Consider the following 21,051-nt stretch of genomic DNA (forward strand, 5'->3'; position numbering starts at 1 on the left):
ACCGCGCGCGACGATCTTGCGCAACCGACTGTGCTCGGGGTCGTCCATCATCAGCATCGACGTTCGCCCGGCCTCGATCTGCGCCTGCGCCTGCTCTTGCGGGTAGCGCGGCACGACAGACTTCGCCGCCGCGGAGAAGACGTCGGTACGGAGTGAAACCTCGCGGATGTCACGGTGTTTGCTCACCACCCAGTAGCCGCCATCGCCGAATCCGCCTTGATCCAACGGCTGTTTGTTCCACCAGATCGGCGCGGTGGCACGCAATTCGGCGAACTCCTGCACCGGTAACCGGTGGGCGTAGATGTCGGGATCGGTGAAATCGAAGCCTGGCGGTAAATTCGGGGCAGCCATCGCTCGCCTCCTTTTGAGGCACCTCGTGCAGAGTCAGGGAAATGGTAACGACGAGACGGTGAGCCAGCGCAAGAGTTTCGCAAGAAATTCGTGAAGATCCGGCAAGGCGCGAGCGGCAGCCTGGTAGGCATGAGAATCCGAGCGACGACAGCCGCCGCCATAGTCGCCGCAGCGGTGGGCGTGGCTGTGGCTGTTGCGGGGGCGGGTCCCGCACAGGCCGGCGATCCGCAAGCCGATGTGGTGGAGTTGCAGCGGCAGACGTCGGACTTGCACGCCGCATGGGACAGCCTCACGCCGGTACAGCGGAATCAGCGGCTGACCCAGCTACGGCAGCAGGCCACGATCGTGCAGAACGAGGTCGACAATCTGCCGCCGGAACAACGCCCGGAAGTGCAGGCGAGACTCACGCAAGTGACCCTTGAGTTGGCGGACATCCTGCGCAAGGTGTGGCCGGTTCAATAAACTCAATTCGCTTGTGAGCTAGATGTTTTGAGCCCATCCTCCGGATCGAGGTGGGTGGCCGCGGCAATGACGGCGTGGTCGATTTGACGCAACGGGTGCAGTATCGAGGGGTGCCGTTGCGTGTCGGGCCCAGGCGCCGCCGGGTCGAATGTGCTGTCGTGCTCGCGCGCCAGCGCTTCGGCGGCGTCTAGGGCATCGGCGGCGGAGACGCGCCTCCCGGGGTGGGTCGCCTCGTTCGCACCGTCGATCATGGTGACCAATGCATCGACGTTGTGTGCGACCTGTGCGGCGGCGGTTTTGACGGCGTCGACAAGTTCGGGTGGGCACGTCGGATCCCGATACTGTTCGCTGCGGCGGGCCAGGATGCGGGCGTATCGGTCGCAGGCCCTGAACAATCGCAGCCGGTGCTGGATGCTGCGGCGGCCGGCGAGCCCGCCGATTCCCGCCAGCAGCGGCTTGGCGGTGGCTCGAATCTGCTGCAGCTTGCGGTCGAGTTCCCGGGCTTGTTCGGTAGGAACGCCGGGTTCGTCATCGAACATTGTCGCGATGGACTTCTCGATCAAAGCGGACAGTTCCGTCAGGAAGTCGCGGGTGTCGCTGCGTAGCGTCGTACCGATGTTGGTGGGCAGCACCAGGATTGCGACCGCGACGCCGATGACCGCCCCGACGGCGGTCTCTTCGATACGCACCAGCAGCACGTCGAAGCTGAACTGGCCGAGCAGTCCGTACAGCAGCGCCAGCATCGTCGTGATCCAAAAGGCCATCAGGCTTTGGGTGAGCTGCATGAAATAGAACGAGCAGAACAGACAGATAAAAATCAGCACGAGCGAAGTGTTGCTGTGACCCCCGACCAGGGTGGCGACAAGGATGCCGCACGGCACCCCCAGCACGGTGCCCAGCAGTCGTTGCCAACCTTTGGTCAGTGTCTCGCCCCAGGTGTTGGTGCCTGCGAAGACCACGAACGCGGCGATCACCGCCCAGTACCAGCGATCCGGTGACACCAGCTCGCCGGTGACGATCGCCAGGGAGGCCGCGACGGAGGCCTGGATGGCTTGCCGTGTCGTCGGCAGCAGCCCGGGCCCGCGCTGTAGGTCTCCGGTGTCTGGACCGTCTGCGGTGTCCGCGGGTTGCCGAGCGGTTGTGTCACCGGTCGTTGCGTGCTCGATCATTTCCCGCACTTCCGATGTCGCTGCTGCGGCCGCGACTATCGCCAGGGCAATGCGCCGCACGGCAACCTCGCCTCTCTCGTCAGAGGCCGCCGATTGCAGATCGTCAAGAACACGCTGGGCCTGCTCGCCAGCACGACGCAGTCCCTCGGCGTCGGGAACTCGGATAGCCCAAGCCAATTCGTCCATAGCGGCGGCCAGACCTGCGCGCGCCGCGGCCGGCATCCGGGCCGGCGCTGACACGGCTCGGTGGCTGGCGATCGCGACCCACTCGACGGCGAGTTCGGCGTCGAACAACCACGGCGCCAAATGCTCGCCGCCCACCCCGAGCCACAACGTGGCCGGGTTCGCCTTGTCCTCGATCTGGTCCTGCACCATCAACGCGGTCTCGTTAAGTCGCGCGATCCGAGCCCGCAGCCGACGTCGGCGACGTTCGTCGAGACGGTGCGCGCGGAGTACCTCGGCGGTGGTGTCGATCACGATGGCCATCCGTGCCCGCAGCGACCGAATTGTGGCCTGCAGCACGCGTTCTGGGCGATCGGGCAATACGTAGGAGGTCATCACGAAAGTGCACAGCGTGCCGACCACGACGGCGATGATCATCCAGGGCAACTCGTGCACCCCGGCCCGCAGAAACAGGTTGAAGAAGTAGGCCATGAACGCGACCATGCCGAGCGCGCGCCCGCGTGGCCCGAACCGGCGAACGTAGACCGCGCCGAATACGACGACGACGAAGACGGCGTCGGTTACCACCCGATAGGGCGAGAGCAGCGCGGCGGCGGAAATGGACAGCGCAGCCGGCAGCGGTAGCAGCGCCATCGTAATCCGTTGCTGCCGTGGGTCAGGCTCGTTGACCGAACGTGCTGCGATCATCGTGATGACGGCACCGAGCAGCGCGACGGTCAGCGGCTGGTTGGCGGCGCTCGTCAACGCATACATCACCAGCAGCGAGCAACCCAGTGCAATTGTGGTGCGGATCGCCAGCCGCAGTCGCAGCAATCCCGGGTCGGTGCCGACCGTCCAGATCCGCGCGCGTCGGTAGCGGGCCGACAGCGATGCGGGCAGTGCTTGCGGCTTCATCCCTCGGGCAGGCTGAACGCCGGCGGCCCGATTACCGCCGCCCGGGCCCGGAGACGTTCGAAAATCGTTGTGGGCAAAGACGTTAGGCGACCAGGGTGAACCGGATGGCCGCCAGCTTCAACCTAACGATCGCCTCGGCGAACTCTTCGCGCGTCGGTGTGCGATCATCGCGGAATTTCAACCCCATCTGGCGTTGCGCGCGCTTGACGTCGTAGCCCTGCGCGCACCGCGAGTAGAGGTCGTAGGTGGTTTCGCGGTCCTCGACGAGTTCGCCGCGCATGTCGGTGGTCTTGCCGTCGTAAACCACCCGGGCCGGCGCGCCGCCGCGAAAGTTGTACTTCCAGGCGGCGGCCGCCAACGCGTAGAGGTCGTTGTCTATCACGTGGGCGCTGACCGGCAGCTTGAACTGCTTGCCCGATTTGCGCCCGGTGAAATTCAGCACCATGAACTGCTTGCGCAGCGGGCCGCCGAAGGGAGTCCCCAACAAGAAACCCAGCACCGGGTTGACGGCTTTGAGCAGTGCTGAAGGTGGATGGCCGACGTCTACGGCATACGACTGTTCTGTCATCGCTTCACCGTATGCCCTACCCGCGCCGAGCGGGAGTTACGGGGTAATGGTCGTCTGCTCGTCGATGACGGCGGTGGCGTCCATCAGCGGGCCGGACTCGGTGTCCAGCCCATCAGCGTCGAGTTGAAGCACGAACAAGCCGTTCGGCCCGGTGATCACGACCGTCTTCTGCGCGACCGTGCGCTTCTTACCGTTCTTGGTGTAGGTGCCGCCGAACTGCCACGCCTGGAAGCCGCCGAGCGTGGACTCGCGCCCGTTCGCGCTGCCACCCTCGAACTCGGGCAGGTTCTTCAACTCACCGGGAGCGTATTCCAGGATTTTCTTGGGGTCGGCGTCACCGTCGAGCCTGGAGACGATAGCGACGATGGTGGGCGCGTCATTGGGGTCGGCTGCGGCGTCGTAGACGATGCCGCCGTAGGGCGCCCCGGAGCCTTCCGGAAGCGCGTGCCAGCCGTTGGGCACGGGCAAGTTGATAGTCGGGGAGCCCGGGTCGCCATGGTGGACGGGGATCTCCTTGATGTTCTTTTCCCGGATGTAGTCCGCGATCGTGTAGTTGGCCTGGGCACCGGGGGTGGCGCTGGTGGTTGCTGGGGACGTGACGGTCGACGTGGAGGTGGACGTGGACGTCGACGTTGAAGTCTTGACCTCGGTCTTGGTTTCGGTGTGGCAGCCAACCAGGGTCAGGCTCAGTGCCACAGTGGCGACTACCGCAGTGAGATCCTTCATCGATCGCATCTCCAAAAGGTGTTGTGGCACCGGCACCTGTGCCGGCGACGTCGCCGGCGACGTGGACTGAGAGTAACCGACATCGCGCGAACTGCGTCGGTTGTGCCGACGACGAAATGCGCGTCGTTGGCCGAAAAGGTCCACAGAACGCGCCGCGTGCAGTAAGAGACATCTATGGGCTCGGGTAGGTCGCGAAAGGGTCTGAGAAGTATCGCCGCCGTCGTCGCGGTGCTGGTTGTGTTTGTGCCGTTCTTCCTGCTGTCGCCCACCGCCTACGACGGTGAACCGACGGCGGTGACCGATCCCGTCGAACACGTCGACACCCTCATCGGCACGGGTACCGGCGGTGATGTCGTCGGAGAGATCAACAACTTTCCCGGTGCCACCGTGCCGTTCGGGATGGTGCAGTACTCGCCGGACACCGTCAACAATTACGCCGGTTACGACCACGCGAACTCCCAATCAACCGGGTTCAGCATGACCCACGCCTCGGTGGGTTGCCCTGCGTTCGGCGACATTTCGATGCTGCCCACAACCAGCGCCGTCGGTGGGCGGCCGTGGCGCGCCTGGGAGCGAATCGCCCACGACGACACCGAAACCGGAGTGCCGGGTTACTACACGGTGCGATTCCCCGACACCGGTGTGAAAGCCGAACTCACCGCGACCACGCGCACCGGAGTGGGCCGATTCAGCTACCCGCAAGACGATCGGCCGGCACTGCTGCAGGTGCGATCTGGCGCGTCCCTCGCCGGCAATTCCAGTGCGGCCATTCAGATCGGCGAGGACAACACCACTATCACCGGGTGGGCTACCAGTGGCTCGTTTTGCGACAAGCAGAACACCTACACGGTGTACTTCGCGATGGAGTTCAGCCAGCCCTTCTTCTCCTACGGAACATGGGACGGCTATTCGCTGTATGACGGTGTCCGGCGGGCGAATTCGCCGTACAGCGGCGGATATGTGCAGTTCCCCGCGGGCGCTGTGGTCGAGGTGCGGACGGCCATCTCCTATGTCGGTATCGACGGTGCTCGGGCGAACCTGGCGGCCGAGAGCGCGAGTTTCGACGGGGTTCGCACCGCGGCGACGGCCGCATGGAGAACTGCGTTGTCGCGCATCATCGTGGCAGGCCGCAACCCCGGGGACGTGAAGACTTTTTACACCTGCCTGTACCGCTCGCTGTTGCATCCCAACACCTTCAACGACGCGGACGGCCGCTACATCGGCTTCGACAATGCGATTCACCGTGTGACGCAGGGGCGTTCGCAGTACGCCAACTTTTCCGACTGGGACACCTACCGCAGCCTGGCCGCCCTGCAGGCGCTGCTGTTCCCGAAGGAAGCCAGCGACATGGCCCAGTCGCTGGTGAACGACGCCGAACAAGGTGGGGCGCTGCCCCGCTGGGCGCTGGCCAATGCCGCAACCAGTCAGATGACAGGCGACAGCGTGGTCCCGCTGATTGTCGGTCTATACATGTTCGGCGCCAAGGACTTCGACGTTGAGGCGGCGCTACGCTACATGGTCGACGGTGCAACTCAGGGCGGTGTCGGGGTCAATGGGTACGTCGAGCGACCGGGCATCGGCGTCTACCTACAACTGGGCTACTTCCCCCAACTCACGGGATTCGGGCCCGGCGCTTCGATCACGCTGGAATGGTCGATCGCCGACTTCGCGATCGCCCAGTTCGCCGCCGCGCTGGGTCATGCCGACACCGCCGCTGAATTTCAGCTGCGCGCCCAGTACTGGCAGAACCTGTTCAATCCGTCGACCGGCTACATCTCGCCGCGCGGCGAGAGCGGACTCTTCGGTGACGCACCAGGATTCATCGAGCCGACCGAAACCTTCGGTCAGCCGGGCTTCGACGAGGGCAACGCCGAGCAGTACGTCTGGCTGGTGCCGCACAACGTCGCCGGTTTGATCACGGCGCTCGGTGGCCGTCAGACGGTCAGAGATCGCCTGGACCGGTTCACCAAGTACCTCAATGTAGGCCCCAACGAGCCCTACCTCTGGGCCGGTAACGAGCCAGGCTTCGGCGTGCCGTGGCTGTACAACTACGTCGGCGCGCCGTGGCAAGCGCAGCATACGGTCGACCGGGTCCGCGGACTGTTCGGCCCGACGCCGGACGGCGCACCGGGCAACGACGACCTCGGTGCGATGTCGGGCTGGTATGTCTGGGCTGCCCTTGGCCTATACCCGAGCACTCCGGGCACCGCGCTACTCACCGTCAACACGCCACTGTTCGACCGCATTGAAATCGCTTTGCCGGCAAGCCAACCCATACACATCACCGCCCCCGGCGCCTCCGGACCCAATCGGCTCAAGTACATCAAAGAGCTGCGCGTCGACGGTCAACCGAGTGATCGGACGTATCTTCCCGAAACGTTCATCCGCACCGGCGGCAAGAGTGTGTTCTCGCTTGCAGCCAAACCCGACATGAGTTGGGGTACCGCGGAATCCGCGGCGCCGCCGTCGTTCGGTGCGGGTAGTTCGGCAGTGACAGCTAATGTTTCGCGTCCCGTCGTCGCGATCGCTCCGGGCCAGACGGGGACGGTAAGGCTCGACGTGCAGCGGATGATCGAGGGCGCTGGGGACTACACCGTTAGCGGCAGGTCTTGGCAGCCGGGGATCACCGTCGCTGCGGCGGGCGGACGGTTCGATGCCGACGGCGCCGCGCGGGTGGATGTCGCGATCGAGGTGGCGCAGTCGGTGCCGACGGGATATCACCTGATCTATCTGACCACCACCGTGGGCGCCAGCAGTCGGTATCAGCCGGTCATGGTGGAGGTCGCAACAGCACGTGCGGCCGGATAGTCCTGCAGCTGCTAGACCATCTCATTCTTGGTGAGCCAGCGCATCACCGGCCAACCGACGAACACCGGGAGCCAGCAGGTGAGCACCCGGTACAGCAGCACCGACGGCACCCCGGTGGCCGCTGGGACGCCGAAGGCGGCGAGCCCACCGATCAGAGCGGCCTCCACGGCGCCGACGCCGCCGGGTGTGGGCGCCGCGGAAGCAAGCGTCCCGCCGACCATCGTCACGACGGTGACGGTGACGAACGTCGTCCCGCCGCCGAACGCGCCGACACTCGCCCACAATGCCAGCGCGGCACCAAGAGTCGTCCCCGCGCTGCCCAATACGATCAGCCCGAGCCGCTTTGGCTCGCGGGCGAGATCGGCGAGGTCGCGGGTGACCTCGGTGAGCTTGGGACGCAATTCGGTTGCCAGCCACCGCCGTAGGTTGGGCACCAACAGAAAGGTGCCCACGATACCCAGCGCCACACCGGCGATCAGGTACAGCACCGTCGCATTGGGCACGAAATGCGAGAGGTCGGTGGATGTCCCGGCGACCGCGCTGAAAAAGATGAGCAGCAGCACGTGGACGATTACCTGAACTGATTGCTGCAGTGCCACAGCCGCCGTCGCCCGCAACGCGGTCAGTCCGCCCTTTTGCAGGAACCGGGTACTCAGCGCCAGCCCGCCGACCCCGGCCGGGGTGGTGGTCGCGGCAAAAGTGTTGGCCACCTGCATGATCGACAGCTTCCAGAAGCTGACCGAGCCGTCGGTGCAGGCCCACAGCGCACCTGCCGCACCGACATAGGTCAGCGCCGAGACCAGCAGACCCAGCAGCGCCCACCACCAGTTCGCCGTGCGCAACTCGGAGAAGAAGGTCGGCACGGTGCTGATGAAGGGGTACGCGACATAGACCAGCGCCCCGATCAGCACCAGCTGAATGAACTGGCTGCGGCTGAATCGGGTAATCGTCTCGGATTCGAGTTCCGCAGCACCGGTTTGGCGTTGCACCTCGGCGCGGGCGTCGGCGATGACGGCTTTAGCATTGGGCACCGACTGCCGGATTCGTTTGGGCACAGCAGATTTGGTGAGTCGACGTCCAGCCCTGAGAATCGTTTCTTTACCGAAGGTCTCGATCGCGGCACCGACGGCGGACTGCGCGTCATACAACGCCGACGTTGTCACCAACAGATGGGCGATGTCGGATTGCAACTGAGCGTCAGTGGCGCCGTACTCGGCGGCACCGAACCCGCCGAACAACGCTTTACCGTCGGCAACCGTGATTTGACTGCAGCGCAAATCACCGTGGGAGATCTGGTGGTCGTTGAGGACGCGCAACGACTCCCAAATCCGCGCGACCGGCGTCTCGCCGGCGCATTCGTCCAGCGGCAATCCCTGCACGGGCTGGTGCGCATACAACGTCCAGCCCCGATCCAGCGCGGCCAGCGCGATCGTCGCGGTGTTGGCCACGCCGGTGTCGCCGACGGCGATAGCCATCAGCGCACGGTGCTCGACGGCGCGCCGCATCGAGGTCTGCAGGGGTGCGGTTTCGGATCCGCGCAACCGCAGCTTCCACCACACTTGACGTAGCGCTCCGCCGCTGCGCTGGTGGGGTCCGTACAACTCGACCGCCGCGCGCGATGCGGGATCGGTCGATTCGGCGGACAGCACCAACGGTCCCGGGCCGCCGGGGCGCACCACCACCAGACGGGACACCATGAATCCGCGCTTGGCCATCGCGCGGACCGCACCTTCGAGCGGCACTTCCAGAGCTGGGGTGCCCACGACCAACACCACGAAGGCGCCGACGAACCAGCCGACCGACAGCCCGACCACCGCGCGGGCCGGAACGATGGCGCTGATGACGAGATGGATCGGCACAAAGGCCAGCAGCAGTGCCCACCACCAGCGTCGCCAGCGGGCGGGCAGCCACGGGCCGGACACGGTCAGCACCGCCGCGAGCATCGCAATCCAGCGCGGGTCGTCGAGGAACTGAGCGGGCAGCGTGTTGAGTTTGTCGGACAGTTCCCAGTGCCATCGCGGCGCCGCAATGCCGTTGCTGTTGATGGACAGGGACAGAAAGGCGATCAGTGCGGCGGCCCCGTATGCACCGAGCAGCTTCCACTGCCGGGACAGGATCAGTCCGATCAGGATCATGAACGGCAACGCCAGTATCGCGATCCCGTAAACCAGATAGACCAAGTCCGCCTGAGTCGGCGTCAGTACCCCGACGATTTCTGAGATCGACTTCTCCAACGCGACCCAGCGCGGACGGGTGATCAGCGAACTGGTGATCACCGCCACCAGGGCAACGGCAGCCAGCGCGAGCCGGATGAGGTCGTTGGTGCGCCGAGTGAGCGGTTGCAGCAAGCTGCCGGACACGGTGATGTCGCGCCCGTCAACTCGCATGTGCACGGTGCTGGTCCTTTTCGATCCTCTTTCCGGGTGCCGCCGTCGGCTGTTCTACGACAACTTAACGTGCCATACGCGCTAATCCTGTTCACGTACTCTCGCGAGGGTTGTGTGCCGTGTAAAGGAGGACTGAGCGTGACGCGGACCGAGGACGACACCTGGGAGATCACCGAGAGCGTCGGAGCCACGGCGCTGGGCGTGGCGGCCGGCCGCGCTGCGGAGACTGAGAGTGAAAACCCGCTGATCAGCGACCCGTTCGCGCGTGTTTTCCTGGATGCTGTCGGTGATGGGATCTGGAATTGGTTCGCTGCGCCGGACCTGCCCGCCGAGCTCCTCGAGGCCGAGCCGCAGCTGTCCGTGCAGATGCAGTCGATGGTCAACTACATGGCTTCGCGCACGGCGTTCTTCGACGGATTCTTCCTCGACGCCGCGCGCGCCGGCGTGGGGCAGGCCGTGATCCTGGCGTCCGGGCTGGATTCGCGAGCCTGGCGGTTGCCCTGGCCCGATCAGACCACCGTCTACGAACTCGACCAGCCCAAGGTGTTGGACTTCAAGGCGTCGACACTCGCCGAACACGGCGCCGAGCTGAGGTGCACCCGGGTCGCCGTCGCGGTGGACCTGCGTCACGACTGGCCGGCTGCGTTGCGGGAAGCCGGTTTTGATCCGGCGGCACCGAGCGCGTGGTCCGTCGAAGGATTGTTGCCGTACCTGCCGGCGGCCGCCCACGAGTTGTTGTTCGAGCGCATTCAGGCACTCGCCGCATCCGGTAGCCGGATCGCGGTGGAGGCCCCCGGCCCGGACTGGATGGACGAGGACGTTCGGACCCGCAGGCGCGAACGGATGGACCGGATCCGCGCGCTGATGGCCAAGGTGGAACCCGAACGCGAGATGCCCCGTACCGATGAGCTGTGGTACTTCGAGGAGCGCGAGGACGTGGGGCACTGGTTGGGCCGGCACGGTTGGGACGCGACGGTGACGCCGTCACCCGAGCTGATGGCAAGTTACGGGCGCGGGGTGCCCGATGGGGTGGAGGACACCTCGCCCCGCACCCAGTTCGTGTCGGCGGTGCGGGGTTAGCCCTTCACCAGTCGGCCGTCCTTGATGATGGCGGTGAAAGCCTCGTCGGGTCGTGCGATCAGGGAGATGTCGGCCACGGGGTCGCCGTCGACGAGAATCAGATCGGCGAAGGCGCCCTCGGCCACCACGCCCAGACGGCCGGGGTACGGGTTGCGCGGTCCGGACATGGCCAGCAACTCGGCGTTGCGAATCGTCGCCTGCTGCAACACTTCGGCCGGGGTGAACCACCGGGTGAGCTTGGCCAACTGGGCCCCCTGGCGCCGGGCCAGGCCGGCGTCGAACAAGGTATCGGTGCCGAAGGCGATCTTCACCTTGTGCTTGATCGCGAGTTCGTAGGCGGTATCGGTGCCGGCGACCATCTGCTGGAACTTGGGCAGATTGGCCGGCGGCAGCGTGACCGCGTCCTCGTCGTCGAGAAACGGTTGCAGGCACCACCAGATATCTTTTTCGGCCAGCAGCGCGGCGGTCGCCTCATCGATGAGGTGTCCGTGCTCGACGCAGCGGACGCCGGCGGCGACGGCGGTGCGGATCGCGCGACAGGTGTAGACGTGCACCGTCACGTAGGTGCCCCAGTTTTCGGCGGCTTCCACCGCGGCATGCATCTCGGCCTCAGTGAACTGGCTGACGTCGAGCGGGTCGTAAGGTGACGCCACCCCGCCGCCTGCCATCAGCTTGAGTTGCGAAGCGCCACGACGCAGCATCTCGCGCGCGCCGCGGAGCACCTCTGCCTCACCATCGGCGATGACGGCCGCCCCGATGATCTCGGTGTAACTAAGGTGGCCACACACGCCACGCGGTACCTCGTGCGGCAGCCGGAAGTCGCCGTGACCACCGGTCTGCGAGATGAATCCGCCCGCCGGAAAGATACGTGGTCCGAGGATGGTGCCGTCGTCGATGGCGTGCTTGATGCCGAATACCGGCCCGCCCAGGTCGCGGACAGTGGTGAAGCCGCGCAGGAGTGTTTCCTCCGCACTGGCGACGGCCCGCGCGAAGACGTAGCCGAGTTCGCTGATCTGCGCTTCGAACGCGGAGATGGTGGCAAACATCGCGTGCCAGTGCGCGTCGATCAATCCCGGCAGCAGCGTCTTGCCGGTGCCGTCGATCTTGTTGCCGCTGAATTCCTTTGCCGCGACGGGCGTCACCGATGCGATCAGGTTGTCGCGGATCGTGACGTCTCGCGGCCCGGTGATCCGTCCATCGACACTGTCGAAGACGTTGACGTTCGAAATACGCAGTTCGTCCATCAGGCTCCTCGTCGAGTCCGTCGCGCGCGCCTTTCGTCGGGCCGCCGGCATCACCGGGTCGCGCTTGCTGCCCACGCCCACCACCCTAGGGGGTTGGACTAAGTCGCGGCGCGCAGTCGGCGTGCCAATCCACTGGCGCGCACGGCACGCCGCTCGATCGCGGCACGCACGGCGGCCGCCGGGCCGATCACGCGCACTTTTGACTTCGCCCGCGTGACCGCGGTGTAGAACAACTCCCGCGTCAGCAACCGCGAATCTTCAGGCGGCATAAGCACTGTGACCACGTCGGTCTGGCTGCCCTGACTCTTGTGGATGGTCATGGCGTGCATGGTCTCGACGTCGGCCAGTCGGCTCGGTGCGAACCCGAGCAGCTGGCCCTTTCCGGCGTTCACGCTCTGGAAGACTGCCCGAAGCGTGCCTTGCTGGTCGGCGCCGTCGAGCACCGTCACTCCCGTGTCACCGTTGTAGACCCCCAGCCCGTAGTCATTGGCGGTGACGAGAACCGGCCTTCCGACGTACCAGGACGACCAGATCGCTTCGCCGGTGGCCTCGCTCAGCCACCGTTCAATGTGGCGATTCCAGTACGCGATGCCATACCGTCCGCGGCGGTGTGCACACAGCAACCGGTGATCGTTGAGCGTCGCTAGCGCGGACACTGCGTCCCCGAGCACAGCGGCCTGCCGGATCGCAAGTGCTTGCGGCACAAGGATATTGCGCAGATATTCGGTTGGTTCATCGGTGTCAAGCCATTCGATGTGATCGCCACCGGCCCGTAGCACCTCAACGGCGCCGTCAGCGTCGCCGTCCCGAATCGACGACGCCAACTCACCGATCGATTCGCCGAACCGATGCGAGGTCTTCAGTGCCGCAACCCGCGCCTTGTCATGCGCCCCGAGCCCGTCAACCAAATCGGCCAGCACCGCGCCCGCCTCCACCGACGCCAACTGGTCAGGATCCCCGACCAGCAAGAGCCGCGTCTGCGGACGCACCGATTCCAGCAGTCGCGCCATCATGGTCAGCGACACCATCGAAGTCTCGTCCACCACGATCACCTCGTGCGGCAGACGGTTGCCGCGATGATGCCGAAACCGCGACGACGTGTCTGGCCGGGGACCAAGCAACCGGTGCAAAGTGGTAGCCCGCAAATCCGAAACCCGTTGTCGATCAACCTCGTCCAGATCGTCGATTTCTATCTGCACCGCTTCGTGCAGGCGGGCGGCGGCCTTGCCCGTCGGCGCCGCCAACGCGATACGCAGCTGACCCTTGCCGTCCAACTCCGCCTGTTCGGCAAACAGGGCAAGCAGCCGGGCAACGGTGGTCGTCTTGCCGGTCCCGGGCCCGCCGGTGAGCACCGTCAAACCCTGGCCCAGCGCAAGCTTTGCGGCCGCGCGTTGTTCGTCATACCCGGCCGGAAACAAACGGGTGATGTCGGGTGTCGCACCAGACATCCGGGTGGACAGCAAGGTCAGGAAGTCATCGGCGACCTGCTGCTCCTCACGCCAATACCGGTCCAGATACAACAGATTTCCGTCGTAGACCCGCAATACCGGTGGCGATCCGACCAGCGGACTGGCCAAAACCGAGGCCAGCCACTGGTCCGCATCCGGCCACGGCAACTCCGGCATGCCGACCTGGGTCTGCACCGACCGCAGGTCGACGCACACCGACCCGCTGCGAAGCGCACGCACGGTTAGCGCGACTGCCAGTGCTACCGACGGATTGGGTTCGCGCGACATCGCTGTAAGCCGTTGCGCTACATGCACATCGGCGGACTCGATGACGCCGGATTCGTTGAAGATCCGCAACAGGCCGACGGCGCTGACCGCCTGGCGCCGGTCGAGGCGGTCGACGGTTTCAGTGGCCGCGCTTTCGGTCGCGCTTGTGTTATGACGACCCGATGCGCCCGGCTCCGCCGCGCTTTCGGTCGCGCTTGTGTTATGACGACCCGATGCGCCCGGCTCCGCCGCGCTTTCGGTCGTCATGCGACGGCCTTGCGGGCATCGAGGAGGTCGGACAACTCCGTCACCAAAGCGGTCGGCGGGGACCAACTGAACACTCCGGCGGGGTGGCCGTCGATGACCGGCGTGTCGGGTCCGCACATTCCCCGCAGGAACAGATACAGCACACCGCCGAGGTGACGCGCCGGATCGTAACCCGGCTGACGCCACCGCAAGAAGCGGTGCAGCACAACGCTATACAGCAAAGCCTGCAGCGGATAGTCGGAATGCAACATCGCCCCGGCCATCCGCGAGGGTGTGTAATCGTCAGACGTCAGTGGCCGGTCTGGATCGCCGAGCCAGTTGGTCTTGTAATCCACAACCAGATAGCGATGCCCTGACCCGTCCGGAATCCGCAGCACCGCGTCGACCGAACCGCTGAGGTAGCCGCGCAACGACTGGCCGCCCAGGGTGTCGCCCAGCAACCTGTCGGCATACGACGCCAGCGGGTCCTTGGCCGGAAGGTGGGCTCGCAGCAGCACCCCGACATCGGCGAGTCGGAGATCGGTCGGCCCGCCCCGGACGTCACCGCCCGCCAACGGGAATTCAAAGTCCAACTCCCGCAGTCGATCCGACAGCCCGATCCGGCGCAATGTCAGGCCGTCGGCCAGCGGGCCCAGCGAAGTGTCGTGCATCGGGACCATGGCCGCGGCCAGTTCGGCAGCCGGCACGTCCACCGGCCACCACACCGAATGAGCCCGGATCTGCTGCTCGAGCTCGGTGGCCAGATCGGTCGCCAGCGGGTCAGCGGTCTCCAGCACCGCATGCACCAAGGTTCCGAACTTCGCGCCGGTCGGCAGATCAGCCATCGGCGACGGCACCTGCGCGCGCATATTCGGGGCCGCCACCGGCTCGGCCAACGGAATGTCGCCGACTTCGTCGTCGAGATCGGTGGTCTCGGGTTCACTGCTGACCCCGGTGCCACCTGATTCTTCAAGAACGCGGATCAGGCCTGAGTACGAGGTGCGCCGCCAAGCGGTGTCGATGACGCGGTGGAAGTGGCGGGTGCCCAGGTCGGATGGCGGACGGGTGGCTACCAATGGGGGAGCTGAAGCGATCACGGACTCTTCGACAACCGGGCCGCCGGCTTCTTCCCACTCCCGCAAACGCGCCCAGGCGTCGTCGTCGGCGATCTTGGCCGGCACGCAACGATCGGGAACAACCGACTCGCCCGGGCGCCGTCCCCGCAACAGCCGGGATAAGCCGCCATTGGGCTCGCCGTAGGCAGGCGACCACCAGGCCACCACCTGCGACTGGGCCCGGGTCAGCGCAACGTAGGTGAGGCGGCTGTCGTCACTGGCCGTCTCCTTGATGCCGAGCTTCTCCACGGTCGCAAAATCGGAACTGTCCCTTCCGCCGATGTGCAGGCAGCGCACGCCCTGGTCGTGGAACAGCACCAGATCCTTGTCTTGGACGTTGCGGTTGAATGCGAACGGCAGGTACACGACCGGGTATTGCAGTCCCTTGCTCACCCACACCGTCATGATCTGCACCGCGGCCGCGTCGCTGTCGATCCGCCGATTGCGTTCGGTCGCCCCGCCCCGCTCCTCGCGCTGTCCTCGCAGCCAATCCCGCAGCGCCGGAAGGGAATAGCGCTCACGATGGGCGACTTCCTGCAACAACTGAGTCAGGTGCGCCAGGTCGGTCATGTGCCGCTCGCCGCCCTGCCACGACAGCACGCGGTCGCCCATCCCGGTCAATTGCGCGGCCTCGAAGATGGCCGCCACCCCGCGTTCGCGCGCGTGGTCCGCCCACTCCCGCAAGGTTTCGGCCACCCGGTCGGTCAGCGCATCCCCACCGGCGGCCAGATCTTGCGCGGTATTGCCGAAGAACATCGTCGCGGCAGCGGCCCGCACCACGCCCGGGCGGTGCGGCTGGTCGAACGCCTCCAACAGCGATAGCCAGTCGTCGGCGGCCTCGGAGCTGAACACGTCCGAGTCGCCGGTGTACACCGCCGGAATCCCCGCCTCGGTCAGGGCACGGTGACAAGCGCGGGCGTCCCTGTGGCTCTCGACGATCACGGCGACATCGCGAGCTTGCAGCGGTTGGCTGTCGAAAGTGGCTTCGCTTGCCAGCAGCCCGCCGATGTCGGCAGCAAGATCCTGGCCGATGTGCTGGCGCAGCTCCTCAATCGGCAAATTGTGAAGCTCCCTGCGGCCCAATGCTTCCCGCCTCACAACCCGTAGTCTGAACGGATCGTTGTGCGGTGCCCCGGCGAGTCGACGGCCCTGGTGATAGGCCTCGACGTCGTGCACCTTGATCCCGGTGTCGCCGAGTTCCGCACCACGCAGGACAGCTTGCAGCCGCTCGACCAGCGCGCGGTCACTGCGCCAGTTGGTCACCAGCGTTCGCTTCTCACCCGCCGTGGCCGCCGCGTCCAGATACGTGACGATGTCGCCGCCGCGGAAGGCGTAGATGGCCTGCTTTGGGTCGCCGATCAGGATCACCGTCGATCGCCCGGAGAATGCGCGATCAATCACCTGCCATTGCACCGGGTCGGTGTCCTGAAACTCGTCGACCATGACGATCGGCCAGCGTTGATGCATGCGGGCGCGGGCGGGGGAGTCGTCGGCGTCCAGCGCGTTGGCAAGGCGCAGGAGCAGGTCGTCATAGCCCAATACGCCGCGACGGCGCTTCCGCCGTTCCAGTTCCGCGACAACCGCTTCCGCGAAACCGATGCAGACCGCAGCCGTAGAACCCGGCTCCGGGTCACGCGGCCGCAGTTCGGTCGACGGGTTGTTGACCACGGTCCGCGTGATCCGCAGTGCGTCGCGGTAACTGAGTACGGGATCGTCGCGGTCCTGCCCGAAGTGGGCCAGGTAGAGATCGTCCACGATCTCGGTGACGAGGTCGTTGAGGTCTTCGATCAGCGTGACACCCGCGTCGGTGTCGCCGGCCGCACCCAGCGACTTCAGGACCAGTTGGCAGAACTGGTGTGTGGTGGCGATGGTGGCCGCGTCAAAGCCGGCCAACGCATCACGCAACCGTTGCCTGCGCTCGTCGCGCTGGTTCGCTGTGCCCTCGATCAGGTACATCACCAACTGGTTGTCGCCTGCCAGCTCGGGGTGGTCGAAAGCCCTTACCGCATCAACCATTTGACAGCGCACTCGCTCGCGCAGCTCCTGGCTGGCCGCCCGCCCGAAGGTGATGAGCAACATCTCGTCGAGAGCCGCTTTGCCTTCGGCGACGTAGCGAGTCACCAGGCCAGCGAGCGCGAAGGTCTTCCCCGTACCAGCGCTGGCCTCCAGGACCGTGGTGGAACGGTCGGCGGGCAGCGGCCCCAGCAGATCGAACGGTTGCATCAGCCGGGATTCCTCTCGGCGCGCAGTAGCGGTAGCCAGAGCCGAGCGGCGTAGGCGCCCAAACGGTTATCCTCCCCAGCCGATTCCTCACCGGGACGCAGGGGTTGCATCAGATCGGCCAGTCGTGGGTTGCGTCCCCAAGCCCGTACGTGCGCCGGCTCTTGATCCTCGCCGGGATAACGATTGCTGTTCCACCGGTAAGACGCCGCCTGCACAGGGTCGTCGCCGCAGTGCCGCGCAGCCGCCCACGCATAGGAAGTCTTGATGGGCAATGGGATTGGCTCGCGTCGTCCGGCATCGTAGATCGCAACGAGATCGCGGAGAATCTCGACAGCGTCCTCGTGAGGACGCCCGAGTCCCTCGACCCGCGGCGCGGTTCCTCGCTTCGGCCGGCCGATGCAAACAGCCGACCAGTCGCGGTTGGCTTTGTGAGCGAGTAACGCCAACAACGGAATCCACGACGCGAGCAGGTGCTTGCCGTCGAGCTTGGAATACGTCACCGACACCAGGTGGTCGCCGAACACCTCCGGCACCGTCCCCGTCAGGCGACGCCCGCCGAGATCGATGTCGACGTCGTATGCCCTGGCATCCACCCGACGGTGCTTTAGCGCCGCCGACGCCAAAAGCGCTACCTGATCACGGATCTCGGTGACCTTGCGCCAGCCGAGATGACCGGGCGGCAGCGTGCCGCGGCGCCATTCCGCTTGGCGTGCATCGTCGGGGGACAGGCCGTTCAAGATGTCGTTCAACATCCGGTCGCCGACCGTCCACTCCTCGAGCGCATTGATGTCGACCGGCATGGCGTCCTCAACACCGTCCACGTCCCACGGCAGCGTGTATTCGAGCGCCCGGAAAAAACCCTTAACCGGGTCCTTAAAAAAGGCGATCAAATCGGCCAGCCCGACATCCTCTGCCGGTGGCGGTGGCAGCGGACCTTGGATGAAATCCGGCCGAGCGGCCCGCTCGCCGGTGGCCGAACGTGCCGCGTGCAGGACGATCGGATCGAAGCTGAACGGCACGTCGGGCACCAGTCTGCCGCGTTCGACATTGCGGATATCGAACGGCTGCAACGGATGTTCTACAACGATCCGACAACGGATCTTCTCGGTGGTCGTCACATCCAGGGTGTCGAGTAGCTCAGCCAGTGGCACCGCCGGTGGCCGACGTTGACCCGAATACTCATTGGCGCCGGTGTAAGTGATGACCAGGTGGCTGGAGGCAGCGCCGATGGCATCGAGCAGCAGTTGCCGGTCCTCGGAACGGATGTCGCGCTCACCGGTCCGCGGCTGCCGGGCCAGCACGTCGTCACCGTCGACAACACCAAGTCGCGGGAACACCCCGTCGTCCAGACCCACCAGGCAGACCACCCGATGGGGGACGGATCGCATCGGAACCATGGTGCACACCGTCAACGTTCCGGTGCGGAAGTTCGCGCGGGTGGGGCGGCCGGCGAGGTGCCTCTGCAGCAGGGCACGAATGTCGGGCAGCCGCAGCATCGTCTCAGCCCGCGGGCCGGCGGTGCGCAAAATGTCGGCGAATTCCCGCTGCATCTGGCTGGTCTGCCAGGTGTCGTCATCGTCAAGCTGAGTCAACTGGCCGATCCCGTCGGCCAGCGCGGTCAACCACTGCCGCAGCGGACGTGTTCCGGTGAGCGAGTCGACCGCGCGCTGTAGCCGGTCGACGTACTCGGCGAATTGGCCGACCAATTCGATTCGGTTGCTGCCGACGTCATCAAGGGGCAGGGTCGAATCGATCCAGTCGTGGGATGTCTCCGACTTCGCGACGCCCGCCAGCACGCGGTCCAGACCGAAACGCCAAGTGTTGTGGACGAAGTCGACACCGAACGGGGTTCGGTGTTCCTGGTCGAAACCCCACCGGATGTTGGACTGTCGGACCCACCTTGTGATGCCTTCCAAATGGTCGTCGCTGAAGCCGAACCGGGCGCGCACCGGCGCTGCCTGAGCGAGGTTGAGGACCTCACTGGCGGTGACCCGGCCGGCGGCCAGCGACAGCAGTTGTGACGCGACACCGAGCAGCGGATTGGACTGCAGCAGTGCGCGATCTGCGAGGCGCACGCGCAGTCGGTGGGCCGGGTGTGCACCATGCACCACGTCGCCCAGGCCAAAGTCGGCGACGATCAACGGGGCATAGGTCTCGATGTCAGGGCACATCACCAAGATGTCGCGTGGTTCGAGCGTGGGGTCGTCGGCGAGTAGGCCCAGTAGCACCTCGCGCAGCACGTCGATCTGTCGGGCCGGGCCGTGGCAGCTGTGCACCTGCACCGACCGGTCATCGGCTGCCAGGACGCGCCCTTCGGGCCGGACGGCGTTGGCCGCCAAATCGGACTGCAGCCAGCCGAGCAACGTATCCGGACGGGCCGGCTCACCCAGCCACTCGTCGGTGGCGGGATCGGCGGGAAGGCTTCGTTGCAGCTCCCGCAGATCCCGACCGAGGGTGGCCAGCAGTGGATTATTGACCCCGCGATGGCTGGTGTCCTCGCGCCGCGGCACCGCGCCGTGCACACCGGCAAGCGATCGCCACAACTCATCGCTCGGATGCGGCAGCCACAAGTGCAATTCATGGTGGGTCGACAGGCCCTCCAGCAGCTCGATATCGGTGCATGCCAAACGGGTATGGCCGAACAGCGACAACCGCGAGGGGAGATCGACCTTACTTTCGCGGAGCCGTGCCAATGTCTTGGCGTGACGGATATGCGGTGGGTCGGCGGGAATGGCCGCGACCAGTGCCCGCCACAGCTGGGGCTGCCAGTGCAGGTCGGCATCGAGGTCGCCAAGGTTGTCGTCCAACCAGTCCACGAGCAGTCCGGGACGTTGATGCGCGTAGGACGCGAACAGCCCTGCCAGCCGCCGAGCCACCGCATATCGCCGTCCCCGGCGCAAGTCCGCTTCGTCACCAATATCGAAGTGCCCCAAATGTTTTGCCAAAGTGCGACACCAGGGCTGGTCCAGCGAGCAGTCGATCACCTCGAGTAGCGGCCACGTCATCGCCTGGGGAGACCAGGGATCGTCGTCGACCGTTTCGGCGATCTCGGCGATCAGCGACGCCGGACTGCGGAACGAAACACCCGCGCACACGCCGTCGCCGTGCCCAGCCTCGGTGCCCAACCGATGAGAGAGCCGCTGACTCAGCCAGCGTTCCACTCCTCGCGCGGGAACGAGCACCAGCTCCTGGGCGAACGGATCTTGTGGCGGGCGAGCGAGGAGAGCGCCGAGCCCGTCGGCGAGGAGATCGGTCCGTTCGGCACGGTGGAGGTGAAGCGCCATCGCGGGCCACCATAGACCTTCCCACCGACACCGCAGGTGGCAGCATGGATGGCCTGGGCCGTGACGGAAGGGACATCACATGGAGACCTGGGACGCCATCTGCGCGCGGCGCAACGTACGCCAGTACACGGCTGAACCGGTGCCCGAGGACGCGCTGAACCGCATCGTCGAGGCTGGATGGCGGGCGCCGTCGGCCAAAAACCGGCAGCCGTGGGACTTCGTCATCGTCACCGATCCGACTCAGCTGCAAGAACTTTCGACCGTGTGGATGGGTGCGGGCCATATCGCCGCGGCCGCCGCCGCGATCGTCCTGGTGGTGCCGGTGCCCCCGGATGAGCGCCGAAAGATCGTCGACCAATACGACCTCGGGCAGGCGACCATGGCGATGATGCTGGCCGCCACCGACCTCGGCATCGGTACCGGTCACTCCTCAGTGGGTGATCAGGACAACGCCCCGGCGATTCTGGGGGTTCCCGACGATCATTTGGTCGCGTTCATGCTCGGCCTCGGCTATCCCGCCGATCGTCCGCTCAAGCCGATCCGCAAGCCGAATCGACGGCCTTTCACCGAGGTGGTTCACCGCGGTCGCTGGTGAA

General features: G+C 65.8%; 12 protein-coding genes and 1 pseudogene. 4 read left to right on the forward strand and 9 right to left on the reverse strand.

The annotated features are described in order from the left end of the window. Positions 1 to 351 (reverse strand): annotated as a pseudogene (locus tag A5634_RS02160) (steroid C27-monooxygenase); the annotation flags it as partial. Between the two features lie 129 nt (positions 352 to 480). Here A5634_RS02160 and A5634_RS02165 point away from each other — a divergent pair. Further along, positions 481 to 813: a hypothetical protein gene (locus A5634_RS02165; RefSeq protein ID WP_155769312.1), complete on the forward strand. Its 333-nt coding sequence runs from the start codon at positions 481 to 483 to the stop codon at positions 811 to 813. Between the two features lie 2 nt (positions 814 to 815). On the opposite strand, the gene A5634_RS02170 is transcribed toward A5634_RS02165, so the two are convergent. The 3 genes from A5634_RS02170 to A5634_RS02180 all read right to left on the reverse strand — a co-directional run bounded on the left by A5634_RS02170 (position 816) and on the right by A5634_RS02180 (position 4,353). Next, positions 816 to 3,059, reverse strand: coding sequence for an FUSC family protein (locus tag A5634_RS02170; protein ID WP_081290136.1), 2,244 nt, complete (start codon positions 3,057 to 3,059; stop codon positions 816 to 818). Between the two features lie 82 nt (positions 3,060 to 3,141). Next, positions 3,142 to 3,627, reverse strand: coding sequence for a hypothetical protein (locus A5634_RS02175; RefSeq protein ID WP_065142448.1), 486 nt, complete (start codon positions 3,625 to 3,627; stop codon positions 3,142 to 3,144). Positions 3,628 to 3,663: 36 nt separating this feature from the next. Next, a complete protein-coding gene (locus tag A5634_RS02180) occupies positions 3,664 to 4,353 on the reverse strand; it encodes an LpqN/LpqT family lipoprotein (protein WP_065142461.1) in 690 nt (229 codons plus the stop codon). 174 nt (positions 4,354 to 4,527) lie between these two features. On the opposite strand from A5634_RS02180, the gene A5634_RS02185 reads away from it, so the two are divergent. Further along, entirely contained in the window at positions 4,528 to 7,161 is a 2,634-nt protein-coding gene (locus A5634_RS02185) for a GH92 family glycosyl hydrolase (RefSeq protein WP_065142449.1), read from the forward strand. A gap of 11 nt (positions 7,162 to 7,172) precedes the next feature. On the opposite strand, the gene A5634_RS02190 is transcribed toward A5634_RS02185, so the two are convergent. Beyond that, positions 7,173 to 9,548 carry a lysylphosphatidylglycerol synthase transmembrane domain-containing protein gene (locus A5634_RS02190; protein WP_065142450.1) on the reverse strand — a complete coding sequence of 792 codons (2,376 nt, stop codon included), beginning with the start codon at positions 9,546 to 9,548 and terminating at the stop codon, positions 7,173 to 7,175. Positions 9,549 to 9,686: 138 nt separating this feature from the next. Here A5634_RS02190 and A5634_RS02195 point away from each other — a divergent pair, with 138 nt between their 5' ends. Beyond that, a complete protein-coding gene (locus A5634_RS02195) occupies positions 9,687 to 10,628 on the forward strand; it encodes a class I SAM-dependent methyltransferase (RefSeq protein ID WP_065142451.1) in 942 nt (313 codons plus the stop codon). Here the strand turns inward: A5634_RS02195 and A5634_RS02200 are convergent. The 4 genes from A5634_RS02200 to recC are packed head-to-tail and all read right to left on the reverse strand — an operon-like array spanning position 10,625 to position 20,455. Further along, entirely contained in the window at positions 10,625 to 11,947 is a 1,323-nt protein-coding gene (locus A5634_RS02200; RefSeq protein ID WP_253861451.1) for a metal-dependent hydrolase family protein, read from the reverse strand. The two genes, A5634_RS02195 and A5634_RS02200, sit on opposite strands and share 4 nt — an antisense overlap. A 23-nt stretch (positions 11,948 to 11,970) precedes the next feature. Next, positions 11,971 to 13,854, reverse strand: a complete 1,884-nt coding sequence (gene recD / locus A5634_RS02205) for an exodeoxyribonuclease V subunit alpha (RefSeq protein ID WP_081290137.1) — start codon at positions 13,852 to 13,854, stop codon at positions 11,971 to 11,973. Further along, positions 13,851 to 17,171: an exodeoxyribonuclease V subunit beta gene (gene recB / locus A5634_RS02210; protein ID WP_065142452.1), complete on the reverse strand. Its 3,321-nt coding sequence runs from the start codon at positions 17,169 to 17,171 to the stop codon at positions 13,851 to 13,853. Before recB ends, recD begins: the two co-directional genes overlap by 4 nt. Continuing rightward, positions 17,171 to 20,455: an exodeoxyribonuclease V subunit gamma gene (gene recC, locus A5634_RS02215; RefSeq protein WP_065142453.1), complete on the reverse strand. Its 3,285-nt coding sequence runs from the start codon at positions 20,453 to 20,455 to the stop codon at positions 17,171 to 17,173. Before recC ends, recB begins: the two co-directional genes overlap by 1 nt. Positions 20,456 to 20,534: 79 nt before the next feature. Here recC and A5634_RS02220 point away from each other — a divergent pair, with 79 nt between their 5' ends. Then, on the forward strand, positions 20,535 to 21,050 hold the full coding sequence (locus A5634_RS02220; protein WP_065142454.1) for a nitroreductase family protein: 516 nt from the start codon (positions 20,535 to 20,537) through the stop codon (positions 21,048 to 21,050). The last annotated feature ends 1 nt before the right edge of the window (position 21,051 follow it).

The sequence above is a fragment of the Mycobacterium asiaticum genome, assembly GCF_001673365.1.
Classification (GTDB): Bacteria; Actinomycetota; Actinomycetes; order Mycobacteriales; family Mycobacteriaceae; genus Mycobacterium; species Mycobacterium asiaticum_A.

Excerpts from the sequence above, each read along its gene's own strand:
- A5634_RS02165 (WP_155769312.1), top strand. The coding sequence starts at position 481 with ATGAGAATCCGAGCGACGACAGCCGCCGCCATAGTCGCCGCAGCGGTG.
- A5634_RS02170 (WP_081290136.1), bottom strand. The coding sequence starts at position 3,059 with ATGAAGCCGCAAGCACTGCCCGCATCGCTGTCGGCCCGCTACCGACGC.
- A5634_RS02175 (WP_065142448.1), bottom strand. The coding sequence starts at position 3,627 with ATGACAGAACAGTCGTATGCCGTAGACGTCGGCCATCCACCTTCAGCA.
- A5634_RS02180 (WP_065142461.1), bottom strand. The coding sequence starts at position 4,353 with ATGAAGGATCTCACTGCGGTAGTCGCCACTGTGGCACTGAGCCTGACC.
- A5634_RS02185 (WP_065142449.1), top strand. The coding sequence starts at position 4,528 with ATGGGCTCGGGTAGGTCGCGAAAGGGTCTGAGAAGTATCGCCGCCGTC.
- A5634_RS02190 (WP_065142450.1), bottom strand. The coding sequence starts at position 9,548 with ATGCGAGTTGACGGGCGCGACATCACCGTGTCCGGCAGCTTGCTGCAA.
- recD (WP_081290137.1), bottom strand. The coding sequence starts at position 13,854 with ATGACGACCGAAAGCGCGGCGGAGCCGGGCGCATCGGGTCGTCATAAC.
- recB (WP_065142452.1), bottom strand. The coding sequence starts at position 17,171 with ATGCAACCGTTCGATCTGCTGGGGCCGCTGCCCGCCGACCGTTCCACC.
- recC (WP_065142453.1), bottom strand. The coding sequence starts at position 20,455 with ATGGCGCTTCACCTCCACCGTGCCGAACGGACCGATCTCCTCGCCGAC.
- A5634_RS02220 (WP_065142454.1), top strand. The coding sequence starts at position 20,535 with ATGGAGACCTGGGACGCCATCTGCGCGCGGCGCAACGTACGCCAGTAC.